The sequence below is a fragment of the Mesorhizobium sp. B2-3-15 genome, assembly GCF_006442875.1.
GTDB lineage: Bacteria > Pseudomonadota > Alphaproteobacteria > Rhizobiales > Rhizobiaceae > Mesorhizobium > Mesorhizobium australicum.
Window position 1 is genome coordinate 77,052 of record NZ_VFVO01000007.1, and the last position, 24,670, is coordinate 101,721.

Below are 24,670 nucleotides of genomic sequence, written 5' to 3' on the forward strand. Positions count from 1 at the left end.
GGAGCCGGAGAAACTACTCTGCCGCCTGAACCTTGATCACACCGCGCTTGATCTGGTCCTGCTCGATCGATTCGAACAGCGCGCGGAAATTGCCCTCGCCAAAGCCTTCGTCGCCCTTGCGCTGGATGAACTCGAAGAAGATCGGCCCGATCACGGTCTTCGAAAAGATCTGCAAAAGAATCTTGGTCATGCCGCCGTCGACCACACCTTCGCCGTCGATCAGGATGCCATGCTTCTTCATCCGCTCGATCGGCTCGTCATGGCCGTTCACGCGGTCATACGACATGTCATAGTAGGTCTCGGGCGGGCCGGGCATGAATTTCAGCCCGTTCTCCGCGAGCTTGTCAGTGGCGGCGTAGATCTCGTCGGTTCCCACCGCGATGTGCTGGATACCTTCGCCATTGTACTTCTTCAGATATTCGGCGATCTGGCTGGTTTCATCCTTGGACTCGTTGAGCGGAATGCGGATCTTGCCGCAGGGCGAGGTGATCGCCCGGCTGACCAGGCCCGTGATCTTGCCGTCGATGTCGAAGAAATGAATCTGCTTGAAACCGAACAAATTGCGGTAGAAATCCCACCATTTGTCCATCTGGCCGCGATAGACGTTGTGGGTCAGGTGGTCGAGGAAATAGAAGCCGACGCCTTGCGGTTTGGGGTCGCGTTCGCCGAGCCACTCGAATTCGGCGTCGTAGGCCGAGCCCTTCTTACCATAGCTGTCGATAAAATAGAGCAGGGAGCCGCCGATGCCGACGATAGCAGGCACGTCGAGCGCCTTGTCGTCGCCTTCGTAAGGCGTGGCGCCCTTCGAGACGGCATGCTCGAAAGCATGCTTGGCATCAACCACCCGCCAGGCCATCGAGGCTGCACAGGGGCCGTGCTTGTCGACGAATTTCATCGCATGCGAGCCGGGCTCGGCATTGACGACATAGTTGATGTCGCCCTGGCGCCAGACGGTGATGTCCTTGGTGCGATGCCTGGCTACCGCGACATAACCCATGCGGGTGAACAGCTCGGCCAGCTTCTGCGGCTCCGGATGCGCGAATTCGACGAACTCGAAACCGTCGGTGCCGGCGGGGTTGTCTTTGCTGATCGTGGCGGGCGGGGCGTCGTGCGGGAAAGGACCCATGATATCCTCCGGAAGCTGCTCGGCCTGAAAAGACCGTCTGAAACCATAATAGCGCGGAGCCGGCGCACGGTGCTTGCATTCAAACGCTTGAAATGGTGATCTCATGCGCGAATCGTGCATGATGAAGGCCAAAGCCATGGATGACGCGCGCATTGATCGGTTCGACCGCAAGATAATGGCGCTTTTACAAGGCGACGCGCGGCTCACCAACAACGATCTCTCCGAGCGGGTGAACCTCTCTGCCTCGCAATGCTCGCGCCGCCGCCAACGGTTGGAGGAGGACGGCTACATCAAGGGCTATCGAGCGGTGCTCGACCGCGACAAGCTCGGTTTCTCGCTGGTCAACGTCATCTCGGTGACACTGGCCACCCACAATCGCGACAATGCGCGCCGCTTCGGCGAATTGGTGGCACGGCTGCCCGAGGTGCAGGAGGCTCACGCACTGACCGGCGAGATGGATTACATCCTGAAGGTCGTAACGCCAGACCTCAAATCACTGTCGGAATTCGTCAACGGCGTGCTCCTGCCGCACGAATCCGTGCAGCATGTGAAGACTGCGATCGTGCTGGAGACGCTGAAGGAGACCGGCGCGCTGCCGATTTAACCCTTCGACTGCTGGATCAGCCCGTACAGATTGGTACAGCGGGCGCCGGAGCGGCAATAGGCGAACACCGGGCCGTCGAGCTCGTCGAGGGCCTCGGCCTGGTCGTCGACATTCTCTCGCGTGATCTGGCCGCTGATCACCGGAATGTAGCGAAAGGCGAGGCCGGCGGCCTCGACCGCGGCCTTGAGCGTGTCCGCGGAAGGCTGTCCCGGCTGCTCGTCGTCAGGCCGGTTGCAGATCACGCTCTTGAAGCCGGCTTCCTTGATGGCGGCAACGTCCTCGGGCTGGATCTGGCCCGAGACCGAATAGTCTTCGCTGATCTGGCGGTATTCCATGGCTCGTATCCTCGCGATCTCTTTGACGGCAGTCTTGCCACTCCGGGAGGGGGGCGGCAATCCGCATCGAAGGAATTCTCTGCCAAATAGACATCGCGCGCCAGAAAATCCAACCGGGCCGATACGGCCCGGCTGGCCGCAGATCAAACTCAGCTGCCGAGAATGGCGCCTTTGATCTGGCGGATGTTGTTGTGCATCATGTCGATATAGGTCGAGCCGGGGCCGTCGGGCTGCGACAGCGCGTCCGAGTAAAGCGTGCCGCCGACCTTGATGCCGGTCTCGCTGGCAATCTGCTCGATCAGGCGAGTGTTGGTGATGTTCTCGACGAAAATGGCCGCAGCCTTGTCCTGCTTGACCTGCTCGACCAACTTGGCGACATCGGCGGCCGATGGCTCGGAATCGGTCGAGATACCTTGCGGGGCGAGGAAAGTCAGGCCGTATTCGTGCTCGAAATAGCCGAAGGCGTCATGCGAGGTGATGACGACGCGCTTTGCCTCGGGGATCGACTGGATCGCCGCCTTCACTTCGCCTTCCAGCGCGTCGAGCTTCTTGGTGTAGGCGGCGGCATTGGTCTGGTAGCTGACGCAGCCGTCGCTGTCGGCCGCACAGAAAGCTTCGGCGATATTCTTCACATAGATCCTGGCATTGGCGATCGACTGGAAGGCGTGCGGGTCGGTGACCGTCTTGCCGCCGCCGGTGCCGGCGCCTTCGGCCGCGTCGGCGTCGGTAAATTCAGGCTTGAAGTCGATCGGTGTCACACCCTTGGTCAGCGTGACGATCGCGGCCTTGGTGGCGCTGGCATCGACCAGCCGCTGCAGGAAACCTTCGAAATGCAGGCCGTTGACCAGCACGATGTCGGCCTTGGCCATGGCGACCGCGTCGGCAGGGCTTGGCTCATAGACATGAGCGTCGCCATCCGGCCCGACGATCGTGGTGATCGCGACGCGGTCGCCGCCGACGTTTTTGGCAAAGTCGGCAATGACCGTAAAGCTGGCGACCACTTTCAGCGGCGCCGCCAAGGCCGATGATGCGCCAAAGGCGGTTAATGTTATAACGCTCAATGTCAGGGCGGCGTGGATCGTTTTCAGCATAAGCGGGGTTCCTTCTAGGGGGTGAGGCGGATCAGGCCGTTCTGTGACGGTGATGGATGATGCGACCGCGCAGGATGCCGCGCGTGCCAAACAGGATCGAGGCGAAATAAACGACACCGGCCGACAGGATGATGGCCGGGCCGGAGGGCAACGACGCATGATAGGACAAGAGCAATCCGGCAATGCAGGAGGCAAAGCCGATCAGCACCGCCAGCACGCACATCGGCTCGACGCGTGCGGTCCAGAATCGCGCGGCTGCCGCCGGCAGCATCATCAATCCAACGGATAGCAAAGTGCCGAGCGCCTGGAAGCCGCCGACGAGATTGAGCACGACGAGGCCGAGGAAGATGAAATGCACCGGGCTGCCCGTGCGGCTGACCGAACGCAGGAACAGCGGGTCGAGGCATTCGGCGACCAGCGCCCGCCAGAAGATGGCCAGGCTGGCCAACGTCACCGCGACGATGCCGGCAATCAGCATCAATGCCTCGTTGTTGAGCGCCAGCACCGTGCCGAACAGCACATGCATGAGATCGACGCTGGAGCCGCGGATCGACACCATCAGCACGCCGATGGCGAGCGAAATCAGATAGAAGGCGGCCATCGAGGCGTCCTCGCGCTGGATGGTGAAGCGCGAGACAGCGCCAGCGCCGAGCGCGACGATGACGCCGGCGATCAGGCCGCCAATGGTCATAGGCAGGATTTCAAGGCCATAGAACAGGAAGCCGGCGGCCGCCCCTGGCAGGATGGCATGCGCCATGGCGTCACCCGACAGGCTCATGCGCCGCAGCATCAGGAAGACGCCGATGGGGCAGGCGCCGAGCGACAGCATCAGCGAGCCGAACAGCGCCCGCTGCATGAAGCCGAAATCGGCGAAGGGAGCAATGAAGAGACTGTAGAGCGCGTCCATCAGGCGGCCCTCGGTCCGGCGCCATGGTGATGGTCGTGATCATGGCCATGATGATCATGATCATGGCCATGAGCGTGCTCGTCAGGCTCGCACCAGGGGGCGTTCTCTTCCCAGGCTTCGTGGAAGCGGCGCGCGCGCAGCAGGTTCTCAGGCTTCAGCGTCTCCCGGGTATCGCCCCAGGCAACCGGCTGGCGGGCAAGCAGCAGTGTTTCGGGAAAATTCTGGCGCACCAGGTCCAGATCATGGACCACCACCATGATGGTGCGCTCTTCGCCATGCCAGCGCTTGATCAGGGCAATGAGGTCACCGACCGTCTTGGCGTCGACCGCGTTGAAGGGCTCGTCGAGCAGGATCAGGTCGGCATCCTGCAACAGCACGCGGGCAAACAGCGTGCGCTGCAGCTGGCCGCCCGACAGCGTGTCGATCGGCCGCTTCTCGAAGCCGCCGAGGCCGACGGCCATCAATGCTTGGCTGACGGCTTCGCGATCTTCCCTGGTATAGCGGCCGAGCATGCCGCGCTTCGGCCACAGGCCAAGCGAGACCAGATCGACGACGCGGGCGGGAAAGGAGCGATCGAGTTCCGACTGCTGCGGCAGATAAGCTGCCCGCACGCCCGACGCGCGGATGACCTCGCCGGCCATTGGCTTCAGCACGCCGACAATACCCTTCATCAGCGTCGATTTTCCGGAGCCGTTGGCCCCGACCACGGCCGTCAGCGAACCCTTGCGGATCGTGCCATCGAGGTGATGGATCGCGGGATGACTGTTGTAGCCCAGCGTCAGGTCACGGAAGGTTAGGCAGGTCTGGGTCATATCGTTCCGTTGGGAAGTCGAGCCTGGCCGCGATAGTGGCCGTTGGATATGTGATGTTATTACATTAGTCAACAGGCCAATCCGGTGGATTTGCGACCCGGCGGCTCAACTTGCCGTGAGTTTCTTCCGCGCTGGTCCAAGGAGATTTGGCGCCGGCGGCCTTGCCCGAAGCCCACGCCGACTCTAAACAAGCGCAACCCTCAAACGAAGGAACCTCGCAATGAGCATTCGTCGCATCGATGTTGGCCCGCGCATGAGCCAGATCGTCATACACGGCAACACCGTCTATCTGGCCGGCCAGGTCGGCGAGCCCGGCGGCAACGTCGCCGCGCAGACCCGCGACATCCTCGCGACCATCGACGAATTGCTGGCCAAGGCCGGCACCGACAAGACCAAGATCGTCCAGGCGATCATCTGGCTGGCCGACATGGGCACCTTCGCCGAGATGAATTCCGAATGGGACAAATGGGTGCCGCAGGGCCACACACCCGCTCGCGCCACCGGCGAGGCGAAGCTCGCCGGCCCCGAATATCTGGTCGAGATTATTATTACGGCTGCGCTGTAAAGCGGCTGTAGGTGCCGATCTTCCCCAAGCGGGAGATCGGCTTACCCCTGCGACGGCGTGAACCTTGCCACCAGCGTGTGGCTTTCCGCCGGATAGATGAAGCGCACGTGTGTAACCGGGTGCTCCGCGCTCCAGGTGCGGCGCTCCACGACCAGGCAAGGCGCGCCAGGATCGATATCGAGCACGTCGGCGATAGTCTCATCGGCGGCCACGGCGCGTATCCGATGTTCGGCCTCGCTCCACGGCACGCGGCCGATCAGCCATGGACCCGCCGCGATTTCCAGAAACTCTTCGTCCCCGGCTTCCGCGACCGCCGAAAGATTGATCAGACGTTGCTCGAGTGCGAATGGCCGTTCGCCGGCAAAATGAAGGCCTTCGACCGCCAGCACCGAACCCGCGGCGGACAATCCGAGCAACGCCCTGTCCTCCACGTTGCTGCGCCGCCTCAGGCGTTCCAGCCGTTCGTAGCGATAGGGCAGGCCGAGCGCCTCGACCTCGATCCTGATGTCGTGAAGCTCCAGCACCGCTGCCTGCGATTGCGGCTGGCGGACAAAACTGCCCGACCGGCGGCGGCGTTCAATCAGACCTGCCTTGGCCAACTGCGACAGAGCCTTGTTCACCGTCATGCGTGAGCATTTGTATTCGGCGGTCAGCTCATGTTCGAATGGGATACGGTGGCCGGGCGCCCAGGTGCCGGACAGGATCTTTTCGCGGATATCGGACAGGATGCGCTGATGCAGCGAGACGGTCTCGCTGTCGTCTATGTCCGTCCGTTCAGCCATGCTCATCTGCGTTAACCCTCGGAAAGCGCAGTCATCACGCTGCGAAACCGTGCGGCGATAGCCCCGCGCTTGGCGTGTCTGCCAGCGCTGACCTGTTTCTTGCCATGCACCCAGACGCAATCGACCTTGCTGCCATTGGCAAAGATCCAGGCATCGAGGATCGCGTCGCCGGTCTTGCCAGCCAGCGAGGGATTACCGACGTCGAGCGAGACGAGATCGGCGGATGCCCCAGTCGCGATTTGCGAGGCGCCGGCACCAAGGGCGACGCCACCGCCGTCAAGCGCTGCGTCGAACAGGGCGCGGCCTGTTGAGCCGCCGGCTACCGCAAGCACATTGCGGGCGCGGTGCGCGAGGCGCTGCGAATATTCGAGCTGGCGCAATTCGTCGGGCAGGCCGATCAGCACATTGGAATCGGAGCCGATGCCGAAGCGGCCGCCATGCTCCCTGAACAATGGCGCGGCAAAGGTGCCGTCGCCGAGATTGGCCTCCGTGATCGGGCAAAGGCCGGCAATGGCGCCGGTCTTCGCCATGCCGATGGTCTCGGCATCCGTCATATGGGTGGCGTGAATCAGGCACCAACGCTGGTCGACAGCGGCAGCCCCAAGCAGAAATTCGACCGGACGCGCGCCGGACCAGGCAAGGCAGTCCTCGACTTCCCTGACCTGTTCGGCGATGTGGATGTGGATCGGTCCGTTTGGCGCCATGGCGGTGACTTCGATCAGCTCTTCAGGCGTCGCGGCGCGCAGACTGTGCGGCGCGACGCCGACGACAGCTTGATTCAGCGCGCGAACCGATTCACGGCTTTTCTCCACAAGCCGGGCGAACTGATTCACATCGTTGATGAATCGGCGCTGGCCCTCATTCGGAGCTGCGCCGCCGAAAGAGGAGTGGGCGTAAAACACCGGCAGCAGCGTCAGGCCGATACCCGTTTCGCCAGCCGCGGCAGCGATGCGCTCGGCCATCTCGGCTGGGTTGGCATAGGGTTGTCCATCCCGATCATGGTGCAGATAATGAAATTCGCCGACGCGGGAAAAACCGGCCTCCAGCATTTCGACATAGAGCTGCGCCGCCACCGCCTCGACCTGGTCGGGAGTCATCGACAGCGCGAAGCGGTACATCACCTCGCGCCAGCTCCAGAAACTGTCGGCGGAGGGGCCTCGCAACTCGGCAAGGCCGGCCATGCCGCGCTGGAAGGCGTGGCTGTGCAGGTTGGGCATGCCTGGCAGCAGAATGGAATGGCGTTCATCACCGGGCAAGGCGGCGGCTTCAGGCTCCACGGCCGTAATGCGCCCATTGGCAAAAGTGATCCGCACATTGTTGTGCCAGCCGTTAGGAAGAAGCGCCTGTTCCGCAAAGATATCGGTCACTTTTCTCTCCGCTTTCCGGTCTCGTATGTGATGATGGCACTTGCAGTGCGTTTCAATATGTATATACATAATCGCCACCGATTGAAACGGAAAAGATGATGGCCGTAGAGAGCAGCAAAAACCACGCAGGGGGGCTTCGCCTGTGGCGCAATGCGCGTCTGGCGACCATGGCTGAAAATTCTGCCGGATTGGGTATCGTCGAGCATGGTGCGCTCGCCGCGCGCGACGGCCGCATTATCTATGCCGGTCCGCAATCCGAGATGTCCTCGGCCTTTGCCCAAGGCGAGATCATCAATTGCGAGGGCCGCTGGATTACGCCCGGCCTGATCGACTGCCACACCCATCTGATCCATGCTGGCAACCGCGCCAACGAATTCGAGATGCGGCTGGCCGGCGCCACCTATGAGGAAGTCGCCAGGGCCGGCGGTGGCATCGTCTCGTCGGTCAAATCCCTGCGTGCTGCCAGTGAGGGCGACCTGGTTGCCCAGACGCTGCCGCGCCTCGATGCGCTGATTGCCGAGGGCGTAACCACAGTGGAAGTAAAGTCGGGCTATGGCCTCGATCTCGAAAACGAGAAGAAATCGCTGCGCGCCGCGCGACAGCTGGGCAATGAACGCCCGGTGACGGTTCGCACCACATGTCTCGCAGCCCACGCGCTGCCGCCCGAAGCCAAGGGCGACAAGGATGCCTTCATCGATCTCGTCGCCAAAACGATCCTTCCCGGCGTCATCGAGGAAGGCTTGGCCGATGCCGTCGATGGGTTCTGTGAAGGCATCGCCTTTTCGCCGGAGCAGACGGCGCGCGTTTTCGATGTCGCCCAGGCGGCTGGCTTGCCCGTCAAACTCCACGCCGACCAGCTGTCCAATCTGCATGGCGCTGAACTTGCCGCCCGCTATGGCGCGTTGTCGGCCGACCATCTCGAATATACCGACGAGGCAGGCGCGGTGGCAATGGCCAAGGCGGGGACCGTGGCGACGATCCTGCCCGGCGCCTACTACTTCATCCGCGAGACCAAGAAGCCACCGATCGGCCTGTTTCGCCAGCATGGCGTCAGAATGGCTGTTGCCACCGACAACAATCCCGGCACATCGCCGCTGACCTCGCTGCTTCTGACCATGAACATGGCGGCCACCCTGTTCGGCATGACGGTCGACGAATGTCTTGCTGGCGTCACCCGCGAAGCCGCGCGTGCGCTGGGGCTGCTCGGCGAGACCGGCACGCTGGTATCAGGCAAATCCGCCGATCTGGCGATCTGGGACATCGAGCGCCCCGCCGAACTCGTCTACCGCATGGGCTTCAACCCGCTGCATGCCCGCATCTGGAGAGGACAATGACCGAACTGACCCTGAAGCCCGCCAATGCGACGCTGGCCGACTGGCGCGCCATATACCGTGGCGCCGTGCCGAAACTGGACGATGCCTGCCGTCCGAAAATCAAGGCGAGTGCCGAAGCTGTCGCGCGCATCGTTGCCAAGGGTGAGCCGGTCTATGGCATCAACACTGGTTTCGGCAAGCTGGCCAGCGTGCGCATCCCCGCCGACGATCTCGAGACGCTGCAGCGCAACATCGTGCTTTCGCATGCCGCGGGCGTGGGCGAGCCGACGCCCGTTGCCGTTGCCCGGCTGATGATGGCGCTGAAACTTGCGAGCCTCGCGCAGGGCGCCTCCGGCGTGCGCTCGCAGACCATCGAGCTGCTTGAAGCGATGCTGGCCAACGACGTCATCCCGGTCGTGCCGGCGCAAGGTTCCGTCGGCGCCTCCGGCGACCTTGCCCCGCTGTCGCATATGACGGCGGTGATGATCGGCGTCGGCGAATGCTTTACTCCGCATGGCCGTTTCCCGGCCAAGGTTGCCTTCGTCTCGCACGGGCTGGAGCCCGTGACATTGGGTGCCAAGGAGGGCCTTGCGCTGCTCAACGGCACGCAGTTTTCGACGGCCTATGCACTGGCCGCTTTGTTCGATGCCGAGGTGCTCTACCAGTCGGCGCTTGTCGCCGGCGCGCTTTCGACCGACGCGGCAAAGGGTTCCGACGCGCCGTTCGACCCGCGCATTCATCTGCTGAGAAAGCACCGTGGCCAGATCGAGACCGCGGACGCGCTGCGCGATTTGATGGCCGGCAGCGCCATCCGCGAGTCGCACCGGGTCGGCGACGAGCGTGTGCAGGATCCCTATTGCCTGCGTTGCCAGCCGCAAGTGATGGGCGCGGCGCTCGATGTGCTGCGCAAGGCCGCCGATACGCTCGAAACCGAGGCCAATGGCGTCACCGACAACCCGCTGATCTTCGCAGAAGACGATACTGCTCTGTCCGGCGGCAATTTCCACGCCGAGCCGGTGGCTTTCGCCGCCGACATGATCGCGCTGGCCGTCTGCGAGATCGGCTCGCTGTCGGAACGCCGCATCGCCATGCTGGTCGATCCCGCGCTGTCAGGCATGTCCGCTTTCCTGACGCCCAAGCCCGGTCTGAACTCCGGCTTCATGATCCCGCAGGTTACGGCGGCCGCGCTTGTCTCGGAAAACAAGCAGAAGGCCTATCCGGCCAGCGTCGATTCCATCCCGACCTCGGCCAACCAGGAAGACCACGTCTCGATGGCCGCGCATGGCGCACGCCGCCTGATCGGCATGGTCGAGAACGCAACCGCGGTGATCGGCATCGAGTTGCTGGCCGCCGCGCAAGGCTGTGATTTCCATCAGCCGCTGGCGTCGAGCGCAGCACTGGAAGCCGTGCGCAAGCTGGTTCGCGCCGAGGTGCCGCATCTCGATAACGACCGGCATTTCCATCCCGACATGGAAAAGGCGATCGCCATGGTGCGCAGTGGTGCGGCTGTGAAAGCCGCGAGCGCGGTGGCACTGCCCTCGATTGCCGGAGCGGCGTGATGACTGCCGCCCCTTGGCTCACGGTCACACGCGGCACGGCGCCGCTGCTGGTGTCGATTCCGCACACCGGTATCGACCTCGCCGGCCTCGAAAACCGGCTGGCCTCGCCTTGGCTCGGCCGTCGTGATTGCGACTGGTGGATCGACGATCTCTATGATTTCGCCGCCGGTCTCGGCGCCACTGTCGTGCACACCGCGATCTCGCGCACCGTCATCGACGTCAACCGCGATCCATCCGGCGCCTCGCTCTATCCCGGCCAGGCAACCACCGGCTTGTGCCCGACCGAAACCTTTGACGGCGACCCGCTCTACCGCGACGGCGAAGAGCCGGGGCCATCGGAGATCGACGAGCGCCGGCTGAAGTTCTTTGCACCCTATCACGCCGCCTTGCAGGCCGAGATCGACAGGTTGCGCACCTTGCATGGCAAGATTGTCCTCTATGACTGCCATTCGATCCGCTCGGTGCTGCCACGCCTGTTCGAAGGCACGCTGCCGGTGTTCAATCTCGGCACGAATGACGGCAAGAGCGCCGATCCGACGTTGCAGGCGATGGTCAACCAGATCATGGCCGAAACCGGCGAGACTTTTGTCGTCAACGGACGCTTCAAGGGTGGGTGGATAACGCGCCATTTCGGCCAGCCGCTACAGGGCGTGCACGCGCTGCAGATGGAGCTCTCCAATCGAGGCTATATGCGCGAGCCCGAGGGGAAGGGCACGCCGGACAATTGGCCGGTGCCCTACGACGCCGCGTTCGCCGCTCCGATCCGCGCCACGCTGACGCGAATTCTTCAAACCGCCATTGACTGGGCCGGGCACTGACGCGCCGCCTCGTCCGAAAGGGACAATGATGAACAATCCCCGTCACAACATACGCGAAGTGCGCGCCCCGCGCGGCGACAAGCTCAATGCCAGGTATTGGACCACCGAAGCGCCGCTGCGCATGCTGATGAACAACCTGGACCCGGACGTTGCCGAAAACCCCAACGAACTGGTCGTCTACGGCGGCATCGGCCGGGCGGCGCGGACCTGGAACGATTTCGACCAGATCGTTGCTTCGCTGAAGATGCTTGGCGAGGACGAGACGCTGCTGGTGCAGTCGGGCAAGCCGGTCGGCGTGTTTCGCACCCACCCGGACGCGCCACGCGTGCTCATCGCCAACTCCAATCTGGTGCCGCACTGGGCGACCTGGGAGAAATTCAACGAGCTCGATAGAAAGGGCCTGATGATGTACGGCCAGATGACGGCCGGCTCCTGGATCTACATCGGCACGCAAGGCATCGTGCAGGGCACCTACGAGACCTTCGTCGAGGCCGGCCGCCAGCATTATGGCGGCAATCTCAAGGGAAAATGGATCCTGACCGGCGGCCTCGGCGGCATGGGCGGCGCCCAGCCATTGGCCGCCGTCATGGCCGGCGCCTGCTGCCTGGCGATCGAATGCAATCCCGACTCGATCGATTTCCGCCTGCGCACCCGCTATGTCGACGAGAGGGCCGAGACGCTCGACGAAGCCATGGAAATGATCGAGCGCTGGACCAAGGCCGGGGAGGCGAAGTCCGTCGGCCTGCTCGGCAACGCCGCCGAGATCGTGCCCGAAATGTTCCGTCGCGGCATCCGCCCCGACATGGTCACCGATCAGACCTCTGCCCACGACCCCATCAACGGCTATCTGCCGAAGGGCTGGACGATGGCCGAGTGGCGCGAAAAGCGTGTCAGCGACCCCAGGGCGGTCGAGAAGGCGGCTCGCGCCTCCATGCGCGAACATGTCGAGGCGATGGTGGCGTTCTGGAACGCCGGCGTGCCGACGCTCGACTACGGCAACAATATTCGCCAGGTCGCCAAGGATGAAGGGTTTGAAAACGCCTTTGCCTTCCCCGGTTTCGTGCCGGCCTATATCCGTCCGCTCTTTTGCCGCGGCATCGGCCCGTTCCGCTGGGCGGCACTCTCCGGCGATCCGGAGGACATCTACAAGACCGATGCCAAGGTCCGCGAGCTCACCCCCGGCAACACCCATCTGCACAATTGGCTGGACATGGCCCGCGAGCGGATTTCCTTTCAGGGGTTGCCGGCGCGCATCTGCTGGGTTGGCCTCGGCGACCGGCACCGGCTGGGTCTCGCCTTCAACGAGATGGTGGCCAAGGGCGAACTGAAGGCGCCCGTCGTCATCGGCCGCGATCACCTCGATTCCGGTTCGGTCGCCTCGCCGAACCGCGAGACGGAAGCGATGAAGGACGGTTCGGACGCCGTGTCCGATTGGCCGCTGCTCAATGCGTTGCTCAACACAGCTTCGGGCGCCACCTGGGTGTCGCTGCATCACGGTGGCGGCGTCGGCATGGGTTTCTCGCAGCATGCCGGCATGGTTATCGTCGCCGACGGCACGCCGGATGCTGCAAGGCGCCTGGAACGGGTGTTGTGGAACGATCCGGCGACCGGCGTCATGCGCCACGCCGATGCCGGCTATGACATTGCGATCGAATGCGCCAAGGAGCACCAGCTCAACCTGCCTGGCATTTTGGGCTAAGCCATGCGCGTTCTTCGTGCCGCCGACTACCGCGTCATGCCGTGGAAGAACGGCGGCGGTACGACGACCGAGATCGCCGTCTCGCCCGCTGGCGCTGGGCTCGACGATTTCGACTGGCGCGTCTCGATGGCCCGGGTCGAGACGAGCGGGCCGTTCTCCAGCTTTGCCGGCATCGACCGCACCCTGTCGGTTCTGGAAGGTGAGGGGATCGTGCTTAATGTCGCCGGCCGTCCGCCCGAGCGGATGACAGCGGCTTCCCAGCCTTTTTCCTTTCCAGCCGACCAGCCGACGAGTGCCGCGCTGATCGCCGGCCCGATTACCGATCTCAACGTCATGACCCGCCGCGGCCGCATGTTGCATCAAGTCGAACGCCTGCCGGTTTCGGCGCCTGTGGAAATCTCGACCGAGGCCTGTTCCACCCTCATCCTTTGCCACAGAGGCCATGCCATTTTCGCCGGCGCCACGCCTGTCCGCCTCGAGCCGCTCGACACCCTGCTGCTCGGGCCGGATGTGCCTATCTTGCGGGTTGAGCCCGCCCCGGATGCGACCCTTTTCGTGGTCCGCATAATCAGGGCCGCCTGACGGGTTTGCCGCCAACGGTTACCGCCTGTTTCCAAACATGATCGTGATGCCGGCGAAATATAGCGTACACTGACGATGGCATCACGAAAAAGCCCGAATCCTCTCCGTCGATCGGTCCCGACGGGAGCGAGGGGCGCTCGTCTTTGAGTTGGTCGAAAGATGACGCTCCGTCGTGGTGCGGAAACAAACTTTCGGCATAGGGGTTGATGCAGCCGATTGCATTTGAACCGGTTTTAGGGCCATTGCCGTGGCGGTGACGCCGCTGAGTGCCCGCTTACGGAATTTTCAATGAATATTCAGACGAATCCAGCCCAGATCGAGAAGACAAGCGCGAGCTTCCCGGCCATCACGGAAGAGCCGATACGATCGGTATTCCTGCCGGAGGAACGGCTCCGGCTGCTCGGCGAGAGCCTGGCCAAGGGCGATCTGACGGATCTGTTCGGCTTGATCCCGTTCGACTTCCAGGCCCGCATCCGTGACAGCGCCAAGAAGATCCTCGAAGTCTACCGGTCGACCAATGCCGCGCAGGGGAGGGGCGAAACCATCACGCCGGCCGCGCAGTGGCTGCTCGACAACAACTATCTGATCGAGGAAACCATTTTCCAGGTCAAACGCGACCTGCCGCGCCGCTTCTACCGGCAATTGCCAACGCTGAAACTGCCCGACGGCGGCACCGTGCCGCGCGCATTGGCTCTGGCCTGGACCTATGTCGCGCATTCCGACAGTTCCGTCTCGGCGACCATGTTCAAGTCCATCGTCCAGGGTTTTCAGTCGGTCGAGCCGCTGAAAATCGGCGAACTCTGGGCACTGCCGTCCCTTTTGCGCTTCGTGCTCATCGAAAACCTCCGCCGCCTGGCGGTCAGGGTCAACCGCACCCGCCAGATGCGCCAGATCGCCAACGACGTGGCCGACAAGGTGCTGGCGACCGACGACAATCCGGACCGGCAGGCGATCCTTGCCAATTTCAGCGCGCATGCACAGGACACCACCTTCGCCACTCAGCTGCTCTATCGCCTGCGTGACGGATCGCAGAATGCCGGCAAGGCGCTGGAGTGGCTGGAAGGGGAACTCGAAAAGACCGGCTCGGATGCCGAGGAAATCATCATTTCCGAGCACCAGACGCTGTCCAGCGGCAATGTGACCACCGGCAACATCGTTCGCGGCCTGCGCCTCATCAACGACGTCGACTGGACGGTGTGGTTCGAAGGCGTCAGCCGCATCGATACCGTGCTGCGCGAGCGCACGGATTTCGCCGCGCTCGACTTCTTCTCGCGCGATCAATACCGCACCGCGATCGAGGAACTGGCACGCCGCTCGAACCTGTCGGAGTACCGTGTCGCCGAAAAAGCCATCGAACTGGCCGGCCATGCTGTCAGCGAAACCGTCCCGGAGAGCGGTGAGGGGGTTGATGCCCAGGCTGCATCCGTTCACACCGATGTCGGTTTCTATCTCGTTGGCCCGCGTCGGCTGGAACTCGAAAAGACGATCGGTTACCGGCCCACGATCAGCCAGATCGTCAAGCGGACCTTTGCCAAGACCGGATGGCTTGGCATCGTCCTGCCCGTCTTCGCCCTGACCGTCTTGCTGCTCGTCCTGTCGGGCAACGCCCTTTCCAATCTCGGTCTGTCGGTTCCGTCCATCGTGCTGATGCTGGCCCTGTTTGCCGTGCCGGCCAGCGAAGGCGCGCTCGCTTTCTTCAACACCGTGGTCTCGCTCTTCCTCAAGCCGACACGCCTGATCGGCTATGACTACCGGCACGGCGTGCCGCCAGAGGCGCGCACCCTGGTGGTCGTGCCGTCCCTGATCGGCTCGCGTGACGATGTCGAGGAAAACATCCGCAACATCGAAGTGCATTACCTTGCCAATCTGGCGGACGAGATCCATTTCGCGCTGCTTTCGGATTGGCCCGACAGCAAGATCGAGATCGATGCGGCCGATACCGAGATCTTAGACTTCGCCCGTGCCGAAATCGCCCGCCTCAATGCGCGCTATCCCTCCGAAGGCGCGCCGCGCTTCTACATCCTGCACCGCCGCCGGCTCTACAATGCCGCTCAAGGGTCCTGGATGGGTTGGGAGCGCAAGCGCGGCAAACTGCACGAACTCGATCTCTTGCTGCGCGGCGACAGCGATACCACCTTCCTGCCGCTCGAAGTGCCGCTGCCGGAAAAAGTCGTCCATGTGATGACGCTCGACGCCGATACCCGCACCACCCGTGATGCCGTATCGAGCCTTGTCGGCAAGCTATGCCATCCGCTCAACCGCCCGCATTTCGACGCCACCAGGCGCGTCGTCACCGCCGGCTACACCATCCTGCAGCCGCGCATCACCGCTTCGCTCACCAGCGGCGACGAAGCCTCGTTCTTCCAGCGCGTCTTCTCGGCCAATCGCGGCCTTGATCCTTATGTCTTCGCTGTTTCGGATCTCTATCAGGACGTCTTCAGCGACGGGTCCTTCACCGGCAAGGGTCTCTATCATGTCGATGCCTTCGAGGCCGCTTTGCAGGGCCGCATCGAGGAAAACACCATTCTCAGCCACGATCTGCTCGAAGGCGCGTTGGCGCGCGCCGCGCTGGTCACCGACGTCGAACTGGTCGAGGATTACCCGACCCGCTACTCGGTCGATGCCTCGCGCCACCATCGCTGGGCGCGCGGCGACTGGCAGCTTTTGGGGTACATCTTCAACCCGCGCTCCGGCGTTCCGGCCCTGTCGCGCTGGAAGATGGTCGACAATCTGCGCCGCTCGCTGACGCCGATCTTCTGGGTGATGGCGGCGATCGCCGGCTGGACCTTGCTGCCCTTCACGCAGGCCGCGCAGTGGCAGGCCTTGCTGATCCTGAGCCTGTTCATGGCGCCGACCTTCGACGTCGTCAACGCCATCCTGCCCAAGAGCGGCGACCAGACGCCGCGCGGCCATTTCTCGGCGCTGGCGCGCGACGTCGCCTTCGGCACCGCCATGGTGGCGCTGAAGATCGTGCTGATGGCACATAACGCCTGGATGATGGGCGATGCCATCGTTCGCACGCTCTACCGGCTGTTCGTCAGCCGGCAGAACCTCCTGGAATGGCGCACCGCCTCGCAGGCGCACAAGGCCGGCGACAACGATGTCGGCTCCTACTACGGAATGATGTACGGCGCCGTGATCATCGGCTTTGTCGGCCTCGCCATTCCGGTGCTGGCCGATTCCACCGGTGCCTTCGTCGCCTTTTTCTTTGCCTTGTTCTGGATCGGCTCGCCGGCGATCGCCAGCTGGATCAGCCGCTCCGCTGAAACCGAGGATCGGCTGCGCATATCGCAAGCCGACATCCACACGCTGCGCACCGTGGCGCGCCGTACCTGGCATTATTTCGAGAGCTTCGTGACGGCAGAGCATCACAATCTGCCGCCGGACAATTTCCAGGAGAGCCCCGCGCCAGTCGTGGCGCCGCGCACCTCGCCGACCAATATCGGCGTCTACTTGCTCTCGGTCGTCTCGGCACGCGATTTCGGCTGGATCAGCCTGTCCGATGCCATCACCCGCATCGACGCCACCATGACCACCATCGAGAGTATGCCGCGTCATCGTGGCCATCTCTTCAACTGGTACGACACCACGACGCTGAAGCCGCTCTATCCGCTCTACATCTCGGCTGTCGACAGCGGCAATCTCGCCGGCCACCTGGTGGCGGTGGCGGCTGCCTGCGCCGAATGGGCGGAAGCCCCTTCCGTCCACCTGCAGGGCGATTTCGAAGGCATCCTCGATACGGTGACCATCCTGAGCGAAAGCCTCGATGAACTGCCCGACGACCGCCGCCAGTTGCGCCCGTTGCGCCAACGCCTTGTCGATCGCCTCGACGGCATGCGTCGCGCGGTTGAGACGATCAAGGCACAGCCGGAAATGGCCTCGATCCGCACCATCAACCTGGCGGTGCTGGCCGGCGAAATCCGCAAGCTTGCCACCGCCATTCACACCGAAGCCGCATCGCCGCAAAGCGACGTCATCGTCGACTGGACGGCAAGGCTCGAAACCACCTGCGAGGCGCACGTCCACGACGCCCACAGCGACGAGAACGCCGTCGAGGCTCTGCGTGCCAAGCTGCTCACCTTGCGCGAGCGCACCCGTCGTTTCGCCTTCGAGATGGAGTTCGCCTTCCTGATGCGGCCGGAGCGCAAGCTTTTGTCGATCGGCTACCGGGTCGAGGAACATCAGCTCGACGAAAGCTGCTACGACCTTCTCGCCTCCGAGGCGCGGTTGACCAGCCTGTTCGCTATCGCCAAGGGCGATCTGCCGACCGAACATTGGTTCAGGCTTGGCCGCCCGATCGTCGAGATCGGCTTCCAGGGCGCGCTGATGTCGTGGTCCGGCTCGATGTTCGAATATCTGATGCCGCCGCTGGTGATGAAGGAGCCGCAAGGCTCGATCCTCAACCAGACGAGCAAGCTGATCATCAAGCGCCAGATGCAGTATGGCCGCCAGAAGAACGTGCCGTGGGGCATTTCGGAAGCGGCCTACAACGCCCGCGACCGGGAACTGACCTATCAGTACACCAATTTCGGCGTGCCGGGGCTTGGGCTGAAGCGTGGCCTTGGCCAGAACACGGTGATTGCGCCTTACGCGACCATCATGGCGGCGCAGTTCAACCCGCGCGAAGCGGTGCAGAATCTGACCCGGCTGCGCGAGATCGGCGCGCTTGGCCGTCATGGCTATTACGATGCGGTCGACTTCACGCCGCAGCGCGTACCGGAAGGCACCAACCACGCGGTCGTGCTGAACTACTATGCCCACCATTCGGGCATGTCGATCGCCGCCGTCGCCGACGCCATCTTCGAAGGTCGCCTGCGCGATCGCTTCCACAGCGATCCGGTCATTGAATCGGCCGAATTGCTGCTGCAGGAGAGGGCGCCGCGTGACATTCCGACCGCCACCGTCCGCACCGAGGCCGACGAGCGCTCCAAGGACGAGACCGAGACCGAGAGCCCCGACACCCGCATCGTGCTCGATCCCGCGCGAGCGCTGCGTTCGACCAATGTGATGTCGAATGGCCGCTATTCTGTAATGGTGACCGCGACCGGCTCCGGCTACAGCCGCTGGGGCGATCTTTCCGTCACCCGCTGGCAGCCCGATCCGGTCGAGGATCGGCTTGGCTCCTACATCTTCCTGCGCGATGCCGCCACTGGCGACTGGTGGTCCGCGACTTCGGAACCCAGGCGCGCGGCCGAGGAAAAGACGCAGGCCCTGTTTTCCGATGACAAGGCGAGCTTCGTGAAGCTGGTCGGCACGCTGCGCTCCGAAGTGGAGTGCATCGTCATCTCCGAGGGCAATGGCGAAGGCCGTCGCATCACGCTCTACAATGAGAGCACATCCGACCGTCACATCGAGGTGACGTCCTTTGCAGAACTGGTCCTGGGTTCGGAAGCTTCCGACAACGCGCATCCGGCCTTCTCGAAAATGTTCGTGGAAACGGAAATCGCCGCCAACAACGGCGCGATCTTCGCCACGCGCCGCAAGCGTGAAACCAGCGAACCGGATGTGACGCTGGTGCATTTCGTCACCGATCCGTCGGGACCGGCGCGTGATGCCGAGGCCGAGACCGACAGGCGCGCCTTCATCGGCCGTGGCCGCACCATCGTCGATGCCGCCGCCTTCGATCCAGGCGCCAGGCTTGGCGGCCATTCCGGCTTCACGCTCGATCCCATCGCCTCGCTGCGTCGTCAGGTGCGCGTGCCCGCCAACAAGAAAGTATCGCTGACCTTCTGGACCGTCGTCGGGGCAAACCGTGCCGAGCTGGAGGAGGCGATAAGCCGGCTAGACCATCAGGAGAGCTTTGCCCGGCAGGCGATGCTTGCCTGGACGCGTAGCCAGGTGCAGACCCGCCATATGGGCCTCAGTCTGACCGACGCGGCCAATGTGCAGAAACTGGCGCGCTATCTGATCTATCCCGACCCGTTTTTGCGGCTGCCGGCCGAGTCCATCGCTTCCGGGTTAGGCAAGCAGTCGAGCCTATGGCCGACCAGTATTTCGGGCGATTACCCGATCTTCCTGGTCAGGATCGGTGACGTTGCCGATCTCGAGATCGTAGCTCAGGCGTTGCGCTTCCAGGAATACATGCGCACCCGCGGCATGATGATCGACTTCGTCGTCGTCAACGAGCAGGCTTCGTCCTATGTCCAGGATCTGCAGCGCGCGGTCGAGACGCTGTGCGAAAACAGCCGCTTGCGCGGCAAGGAACTCGGACCCCGCCAGCACATTTTCGCGGTGCGCCGCGACCTGATGGAGGAAACCACCTACAAGACTCTGCTCGCCGTCGCCCGGGTTGTGCTGCATACACGTAACGGCACCATCTTCGACCAGATCGAACGGGCCGAGGCGGCCGCGCTGCAGGCGCGCGATGGCTTGCAGCCGGCAGGATTGCCGGGTTCGCGCGAAATCGCGGCGCTCGCACCGCAGATGCATGCATTTGCCTCGCAGGCTGTGGCCGACGTCAGCGCCGATGGCTCCGGCCTCAGCCTGTGGAATGGTTTCGGCGGCTTCGACGGCGACGGGCGGCACTATGTGGTGCGCCTGGCTGGCCGGCGCACGACGCCGCAACCCTGGATTAACGTCGTCTCCAACGCGTCGTTCGGCTTCCACACCTCGGCCGAGGGAGCGGCCTTCACCTGGAGCCGCAACAGCCGCGATTACCAGCTGACGCCATGGTCGAACGACCCGGTGTCCAATCGGCCGGGCGAGGGCATCTATATTTACGACCAGGCCAGCGGCAAGGCGTTCTCTCCGCTCGCAGCGGTGGTGCGCGATCCCTCGATGACCTACGAGGCTTGGCATGGCCAGGGCTTCTCGACCTTCCGCTCGAAGCGCGGACCGTTGTCGATGGACCTGACCCATGTCGTCGATCCCATCGATCCGGTGAAGATCACGCGGCTGCGCATCCAGAATTCCGGCCCGGTACCGGCTCGGCTGCGTGTCTATGCTTACGCCGAATGGGTGCTTGGCGGGCATCGGTCGCGCACCGCGGCAACCATAGTGCCGTCCCGCGACGGGGCCACCGGCGCGCTGCTGGCGCAAAATCCCTACGGGCTCGATTTCAGCGAGCGGGTGGCCTTCCTCGCCGCCGACACCGGCGTCCACTCGGTGACGTCAGACCGGGCCGAGTTCCTTGGCCGGCACGGGTCCAGCGATCTGCCACAGGCGGTGCTGAGCGGTTCGGCCCTGTCGGGTCGCGTCGAGGCCGGAGATGATCCTTGCGCGGCGATCGCCCGCGACGTCGAGATTCCGGCCGGCGCCGACGTCACGCTTATCTGGCTGCTCGGCGATGCCGATTCCGCGGCGCAGGCGAGCGCGTTGGTGCAGACGCACCGGGGCAAGGATTTCGACCAGCGCCTGGCCGACAATGAGCGCGAATGGCGCGCCTTCCTCGACACCATCCAGGTGGAGACGCCGGACAAGGCACTCGATGCCATGGTCAATCACTGGCTGCCCTATCAGAGCCTTGCCTGCCGCATCCGCGCCCGCTCGGCCTTCTACCAGGCAAGCGGCGCCTTCGGCTTCCGCGACCAGTTGCAGGACACGCTCGCCTTGCTGGCGCATGACCCGAAGCTGGCGCGCGACCAGATCCTCAACGCCGCGCGGCGGCAATTCCCGGAGGGCGACGTGCAGCATTGGTGGCTGCCGCGCACCGGCGCCGGCGTGCGTACCCTGATCTCCGACGACGTGGTGTGGCTCGCCCACGCCACGTCCCGCTATCTCATGGTGACCGGCGACGCCGCCATCCTGAAGGAGCAACTGCCTTTCCTCGATGGACAGGCGCTGGGTGAAGGCGAGCACGACGCCTTCTTCACCCCGGAAATCTCGAAGAAGACAGTGTCGCTCTACGACCACTGCGCGCGTGCGCTCGACCTTGCCATCAAGCGCAGCAGTCCAGCCGGCCTGCCGCTGATCCTTGGCGGCGACTGGAACGACGGCATGAACCGTGTCGGCGAACACGGCAAGGGCGAGAGCGTGTGGCTGGGTTGGTTCCTGTTGAAGACGCTGGGCGACTTCGCCGCGGTCGCCAAGACCGAGGGCGACACCAAGCGCGCACAGGCCTGGGCAAAGCATGCCGACGCGCTGAAGCGGGCACTCGAAAGCACGGCATGGGACGGCGAATGGTACCGGCGCGGCAGTTTCGATGACGGCACGCCTTTGGGCTCGCGTACATCGCAGGAGTGCAAGATCGACTCCATCGCCCAGTCCTGGAGCGTGCTGTCGGGCGAGGGCGACCCGGCGCGGTCGACCACGGCCATGGAGCAGGCGACGAAGCTGCTCGTCGACGACCGTCTCAAGATCGTCAAACTGTTCACGCCACCCTTCTCGAAGACACAGAAGGACCCCGGCTACATCAAGAGCTATCCACCTGGCGTGCGCGAGAATGGCGGCCAGTATACCCACGCGGCGACGTGGTTCGTCATTGCGCTGGCCGAGATGGGGCAGACCGATGAAGCTTATCGCTGCTTCTCGATGCTGAATCCGGTCAACCACGCGTTCGACGAGGCCTCGGCCGAGCACTACCGCGTCGAGCCCTACGTGGTGGCGGCCGATATCTACGCCGGCGATGACAAGGGAGGTCGCGGCGGCTGGACCTGGTACACCGGCTCGGCGGGCTGGCTTTATCGGGCGGCGGTCGAAGGCATCCTGGGCATCGAACGGCGCGGCAAGCAGATCACATTCCGGCCGAAGCTGCCCAGCCACTGGGATGGCTACCAGGCTTCACTCAAGATGCTGGGCGCCGAGATAAAGGTCCAGGTCATTCGCGACAAAAAGGCCAAGACGATCTCGCTCGAAGTCAATGGTTCGAAGACAAAATCGACGTCCTTCGCACCCAAAGCTGGTGACCAGACCGAGGTCGTGGTCAAGATACCGGCATGAAATCAACCATTTAGTGATTAGATCGCGCGTCCTTCGGGACGCGCGATGCCGTGCATTGTTACTTGCGCGCGGGGTGCCGACGACGTTGGCCAGCCGCCCGGACGAAGTCATGCCGGCCTGCCGTGATTAAAAATGTGGCACAGCTCGACCACTGCCATGATTTTGCCGCAAGGCTGACATTTCACCTTTTATCTCAAACTGTTAGGTGATCACGCCAGATTTCGTATCGTCGTCATCTTTTGTTCGCTAAATGGGAACGGAAGAGATAGACGGGCATTGTTTTGCGACGCATCAACCGTTACGTGTCAGGAAATGGTGCGGTGCACAATATTGGTATTGGGCACAATAGAACGTTGGCGGAGTAGCTGAAGTGTCACTTCTGCAGATCTATTGGAGAGCGCTGGGGTATCTGGCTGCCGACAAGAAGCGCGTCGCGCTGATCTGTTCGGCCAACGTCGCTCTTGCAGCCATCGCGATCCTTGAGCCGATCATGTTCGGCCGGGTCATCGACGCGATTTCCGCGCACGGTTCGGTTTTCTCCACGCTCGCCGTGTGGGCCGGCCTCGGCGCCTTCAATGTCATGGCTTTCGTCCTGGTAGCGCGCGGCGCCGACCGGTTCGCGCACGCCCGGCGCAGCGAAGTGCTCTGTCAGTCGTTCGAGCGCGTCATCACCATGCCGCTCGCCTGGCATCATCAGCGTGGCACCTCGAATGCCCTCCACACGCTGCTGCGCGCCGTCGAGACTCTGTTCAGCCTCTGGCTTGAATTCATGCGCCAGCACTTGTCGACCGCTGTCGCGCTCGTTCTGCTGGTTCCGACGGCGCTCAGCATGGATGTGCGCATGTCGATGGTTCTGCTCGTGCTCGGCGTGCTCTATGTCGGCATCGGCCGCCTGGTGATGAAGCGCACCAAGGAAGGCCAGGCCGCGGTCGAGCGTCACTATCACAAGGTATTCGCGCATGTGACGGACTCGGTGAGCAACGTCGCCGTGCTGCAGAGCTACAACCGTCTCGGCTACGAGGCCGAGGCGCTGCGTGGCTACGTCAAGAACCTGCTCGACGCGCAGAACCCGGTGCTCGACTGGTGGGCTATCGCCAATGCGCTCAATCGGCTGTCGTCGACGATCTCGATGATGGTGGTGCTTCTGATCGGCGCTTACCTGGTCACTCATGGCCAGCTGCGCATCGGTGACGTCATCGCCTTCACCGGCTTCGCCACGCTGCTGATCTCACGGCTCGACCAGATGTCGGCTTTCGCGAACCAGATTTCGGAAGCTCGCGCCAAGCTCGAGGATTTCTACAAGCTCGAGGACTCGGCCGCCGATACCGCCGAGCCGGATGGTCTGCGCGACCTTGCCAACGTCACCGGCCATGTCCGTTTCGAGGATGTCAGCTTCGAGTTCGCCAATTCGGGGCAGGGCGTCAGCGACGTGTCCTTCGAGGTGCAGGCCGGCCAGACCGTCGCGATCGTCGGACCAACGGGTGCGGGCAAGACCACGCTGATCAACTTGCTGCAGCGCGTCTTCTCGCCGTCCAGCGGCCGCATCCTGATCGACGGCATCGATACCCGCACGGTGACCCGCAAGTCGCTGCGCCATTCGATCGCCACCGTGTTCCAGGACGCCGGGCTTTTGAACCGCTCGATCGAGGACAACATCCGCGTCGGCCGCGCCGATGCGACCAACGACGAGATCCATGCCGCCGCCACCGCGGCCGCGGCGCAGGATTTCATCCTAGCCAAGAGCAATGGCTACGACACGGTGGTCGGCGAACGTGGCGGCCAGCTCTCGGGCGGCGAGCGCCAGCGCATCGCCATTGCCCGTGCCGTGCTGAAGGATGCCCCGATCCTGGTGCTCGACGAGGCGACCAGCGCACTCGACGTCGAGACCGAGGACCGCGTCAAGGAAGCGATCGACGAATTGCGCCGCGACCGCACCACTTTCATCATCGCCCACCGCCTGACCACCGTCCGCGACGCCGATCTGGTCGTGTTCATGGACAAGGGCAGGGTGGTCGAGATGGGTGGCTTTGCCGAACTGTCGCTGCGCAACGGCCGCTTCGCCAGCCTGCTGCGCGCCGGCGGCCTGCTCAACGACGAGGAAGTCCGCCGCCTCAGCCGGTCGGTGCAGGGCGAGGCCGCCTGAGCCATTAACGGTTCCGCCTTCTCCCGAACGGGAGGAGGCAAGACCAGAGCTGCGACACCGCCGCTCGATTGCCCCAAACGCATCGGCGGT

General features: G+C 63.5%; 16 protein-coding genes. 9 read left to right on the plus strand and 7 right to left on the minus strand.

Annotated features, from left to right (window positions below):
* Nucleotides 1-13 precede the first annotated feature (13 nt).
* The gene (gene hppD, locus FJ954_RS15720; RefSeq protein ID WP_140661903.1) at nt 14-1,126 is read right to left on the minus strand and encodes a 4-hydroxyphenylpyruvate dioxygenase; all 1,113 of its coding nucleotides are present in this window, start codon (nt 1,124-1,126) and stop codon (nt 14-16) included.
* 136 nt (nt 1,127-1,262) lie between these two features.
* On the opposite strand from hppD, the gene FJ954_RS15725 reads away from it, so the two are divergent.
* On the plus strand, nt 1,263-1,730 hold the full coding sequence (locus tag FJ954_RS15725; protein WP_140662077.1) for an Lrp/AsnC family transcriptional regulator: 468 nt from the start codon (nt 1,263-1,265) through the stop codon (nt 1,728-1,730).
* On the opposite strand, the gene FJ954_RS15730 is transcribed toward FJ954_RS15725, so the two are convergent.
* From FJ954_RS15730 to aztA, 4 genes are all read right to left on the minus strand, one after another.
* Nucleotides 1,727-2,065: a TIGR01244 family sulfur transferase gene (locus FJ954_RS15730; RefSeq protein WP_015318316.1), complete on the minus strand. Its 339-nt coding sequence runs from the start codon at nt 2,063-2,065 to the stop codon at nt 1,727-1,729. The two genes, FJ954_RS15725 and FJ954_RS15730, sit on opposite strands and share 4 nt — an antisense overlap.
* Nucleotides 2,066-2,214: 149 nt before the next feature.
* Nucleotides 2,215-3,156 carry a zinc ABC transporter substrate-binding protein AztC gene (gene aztC, locus FJ954_RS15735; protein ID WP_140661904.1) on the minus strand — a complete coding sequence of 314 codons (942 nt, stop codon included), beginning with the start codon at nt 3,154-3,156 and terminating at the stop codon, nt 2,215-2,217.
* A 31-nt stretch (nt 3,157-3,187) separates the two neighbouring features.
* On the minus strand, nt 3,188-4,063 hold the full coding sequence (gene aztB / locus FJ954_RS15740; protein WP_140661905.1) for a zinc ABC transporter permease AztB: 876 nt from the start codon (nt 4,061-4,063) through the stop codon (nt 3,188-3,190).
* The gene (gene aztA, locus FJ954_RS15745; RefSeq protein ID WP_015318313.1) at nt 4,063-4,875 is read right to left on the minus strand and encodes a zinc ABC transporter ATP-binding protein AztA; all 813 of its coding nucleotides are present in this window, start codon (nt 4,873-4,875) and stop codon (nt 4,063-4,065) included. The genes aztB and aztA overlap by 1 nt, the downstream gene beginning before the upstream one ends.
* A 220-nt stretch (nt 4,876-5,095) precedes the next feature.
* On the opposite strand from aztA, the gene FJ954_RS15750 reads away from it, so the two are divergent.
* Entirely contained in the window at nt 5,096-5,440 is a 345-nt protein-coding gene (locus FJ954_RS15750; RefSeq protein ID WP_023773346.1) for a RidA family protein, read from the plus strand.
* Between the two features lie 41 nt (nt 5,441-5,481).
* Here the strand turns inward: FJ954_RS15750 and hutC are convergent, their stop codons facing one another.
* Entirely contained in the window at nt 5,482-6,222 is a 741-nt protein-coding gene (hutC, locus tag FJ954_RS15755) for a histidine utilization repressor (RefSeq protein WP_085986622.1), read from the minus strand.
* An 11-nt stretch (nt 6,223-6,233) separates the two neighbouring features.
* Nucleotides 6,234-7,589, minus strand: coding sequence for a formimidoylglutamate deiminase (locus FJ954_RS15760; protein ID WP_140661906.1), 1,356 nt, complete (start codon nt 7,587-7,589; stop codon nt 6,234-6,236).
* 98 nt (nt 7,590-7,687) lie between these two features.
* On the opposite strand from FJ954_RS15760, the gene hutI reads away from it, so the two are divergent.
* The 7 genes from hutI to FJ954_RS15795 all read left to right on the plus strand — a co-directional run bounded on the left by hutI (nt 7,688) and on the right by FJ954_RS15795 (nt 24,580).
* Nucleotides 7,688-8,923: an imidazolonepropionase gene (gene hutI, locus FJ954_RS15765; RefSeq protein ID WP_140661907.1), complete on the plus strand. Its 1,236-nt coding sequence runs from the start codon at nt 7,688-7,690 to the stop codon at nt 8,921-8,923.
* Entirely contained in the window at nt 8,920-10,461 is a 1,542-nt protein-coding gene (gene hutH, locus FJ954_RS15770; protein ID WP_140661908.1) for a histidine ammonia-lyase, read from the plus strand. Before hutI ends, hutH begins: the two co-directional genes overlap by 4 nt.
* Nucleotides 10,461-11,279 (plus strand): N-formylglutamate deformylase, encoded by an 819-nt coding sequence (gene hutG / locus FJ954_RS15775; protein ID WP_140661909.1) that lies wholly within the window; start codon nt 10,461-10,463, stop codon nt 11,277-11,279. Before hutH ends, hutG begins: the two co-directional genes overlap by 1 nt.
* Nucleotides 11,280-11,307: 28 nt before the next feature.
* Nucleotides 11,308-12,978, plus strand: a complete 1,671-nt coding sequence (gene hutU, locus FJ954_RS15780; RefSeq protein ID WP_140662078.1) for a urocanate hydratase — start codon at nt 11,308-11,310, stop codon at nt 12,976-12,978.
* Nucleotides 12,979-12,981: 3 nt separating this feature from the next.
* Nucleotides 12,982-13,560, plus strand: a complete 579-nt coding sequence (locus tag FJ954_RS15785) for a HutD family protein (RefSeq protein ID WP_140661910.1) — start codon at nt 12,982-12,984, stop codon at nt 13,558-13,560.
* 288 nt (nt 13,561-13,848) lie between these two features.
* Nucleotides 13,849-22,437 (plus strand): glucoamylase family protein, encoded by an 8,589-nt coding sequence (locus tag FJ954_RS15790; protein ID WP_140661911.1) that lies wholly within the window; start codon nt 13,849-13,851, stop codon nt 22,435-22,437.
* A gap of 370 nt (nt 22,438-22,807) precedes the next feature.
* Nucleotides 22,808-24,580 carry a glucan ABC transporter ATP-binding protein/ permease gene (locus FJ954_RS15795; protein ID WP_015318303.1) on the plus strand — a complete coding sequence of 591 codons (1,773 nt, stop codon included), beginning with the start codon at nt 22,808-22,810 and terminating at the stop codon, nt 24,578-24,580.
* Nucleotides 24,581-24,670: the final 90 nt, after the last annotated feature.

Coding starts and splice junctions, on each gene's coding strand:
- hppD (WP_140661903.1), bottom strand. CDS start 1,126: ATGGGTCCTTTCCCGCACGACGCCCCGCCCGCCACGATCAGCAAAGAC.
- FJ954_RS15725 (WP_140662077.1), top strand. CDS start 1,263: ATGGATGACGCGCGCATTGATCGGTTCGACCGCAAGATAATGGCGCTT.
- FJ954_RS15730 (WP_015318316.1), bottom strand. CDS start 2,065: ATGGAATACCGCCAGATCAGCGAAGACTATTCGGTCTCGGGCCAGATC.
- aztC (WP_140661904.1), bottom strand. CDS start 3,156: ATGCTGAAAACGATCCACGCCGCCCTGACATTGAGCGTTATAACATTA.
- aztB (WP_140661905.1), bottom strand. CDS start 4,063: ATGGACGCGCTCTACAGTCTCTTCATTGCTCCCTTCGCCGATTTCGGC.
- aztA (WP_015318313.1), bottom strand. CDS start 4,875: ATGACCCAGACCTGCCTAACCTTCCGTGACCTGACGCTGGGCTACAAC.
- FJ954_RS15750 (WP_023773346.1), top strand. CDS start 5,096: ATGAGCATTCGTCGCATCGATGTTGGCCCGCGCATGAGCCAGATCGTC.
- hutC (WP_085986622.1), bottom strand. CDS start 6,222: ATGGCTGAACGGACGGACATAGACGACAGCGAGACCGTCTCGCTGCAT.
- hutI (WP_140661907.1), top strand. CDS start 7,688: ATGGCCGTAGAGAGCAGCAAAAACCACGCAGGGGGGCTTCGCCTGTGG.
- hutH (WP_140661908.1), top strand. CDS start 8,920: ATGACCGAACTGACCCTGAAGCCCGCCAATGCGACGCTGGCCGACTGG.
- hutG (WP_140661909.1), top strand. CDS start 10,461: ATGACTGCCGCCCCTTGGCTCACGGTCACACGCGGCACGGCGCCGCTG.
- hutU (WP_140662078.1), top strand. CDS start 11,308: ATGAACAATCCCCGTCACAACATACGCGAAGTGCGCGCCCCGCGCGGC.
- FJ954_RS15785 (WP_140661910.1), top strand. CDS start 12,982: ATGCGCGTTCTTCGTGCCGCCGACTACCGCGTCATGCCGTGGAAGAAC.
- FJ954_RS15790 (WP_140661911.1), top strand. CDS start 13,849: ATGAATATTCAGACGAATCCAGCCCAGATCGAGAAGACAAGCGCGAGC.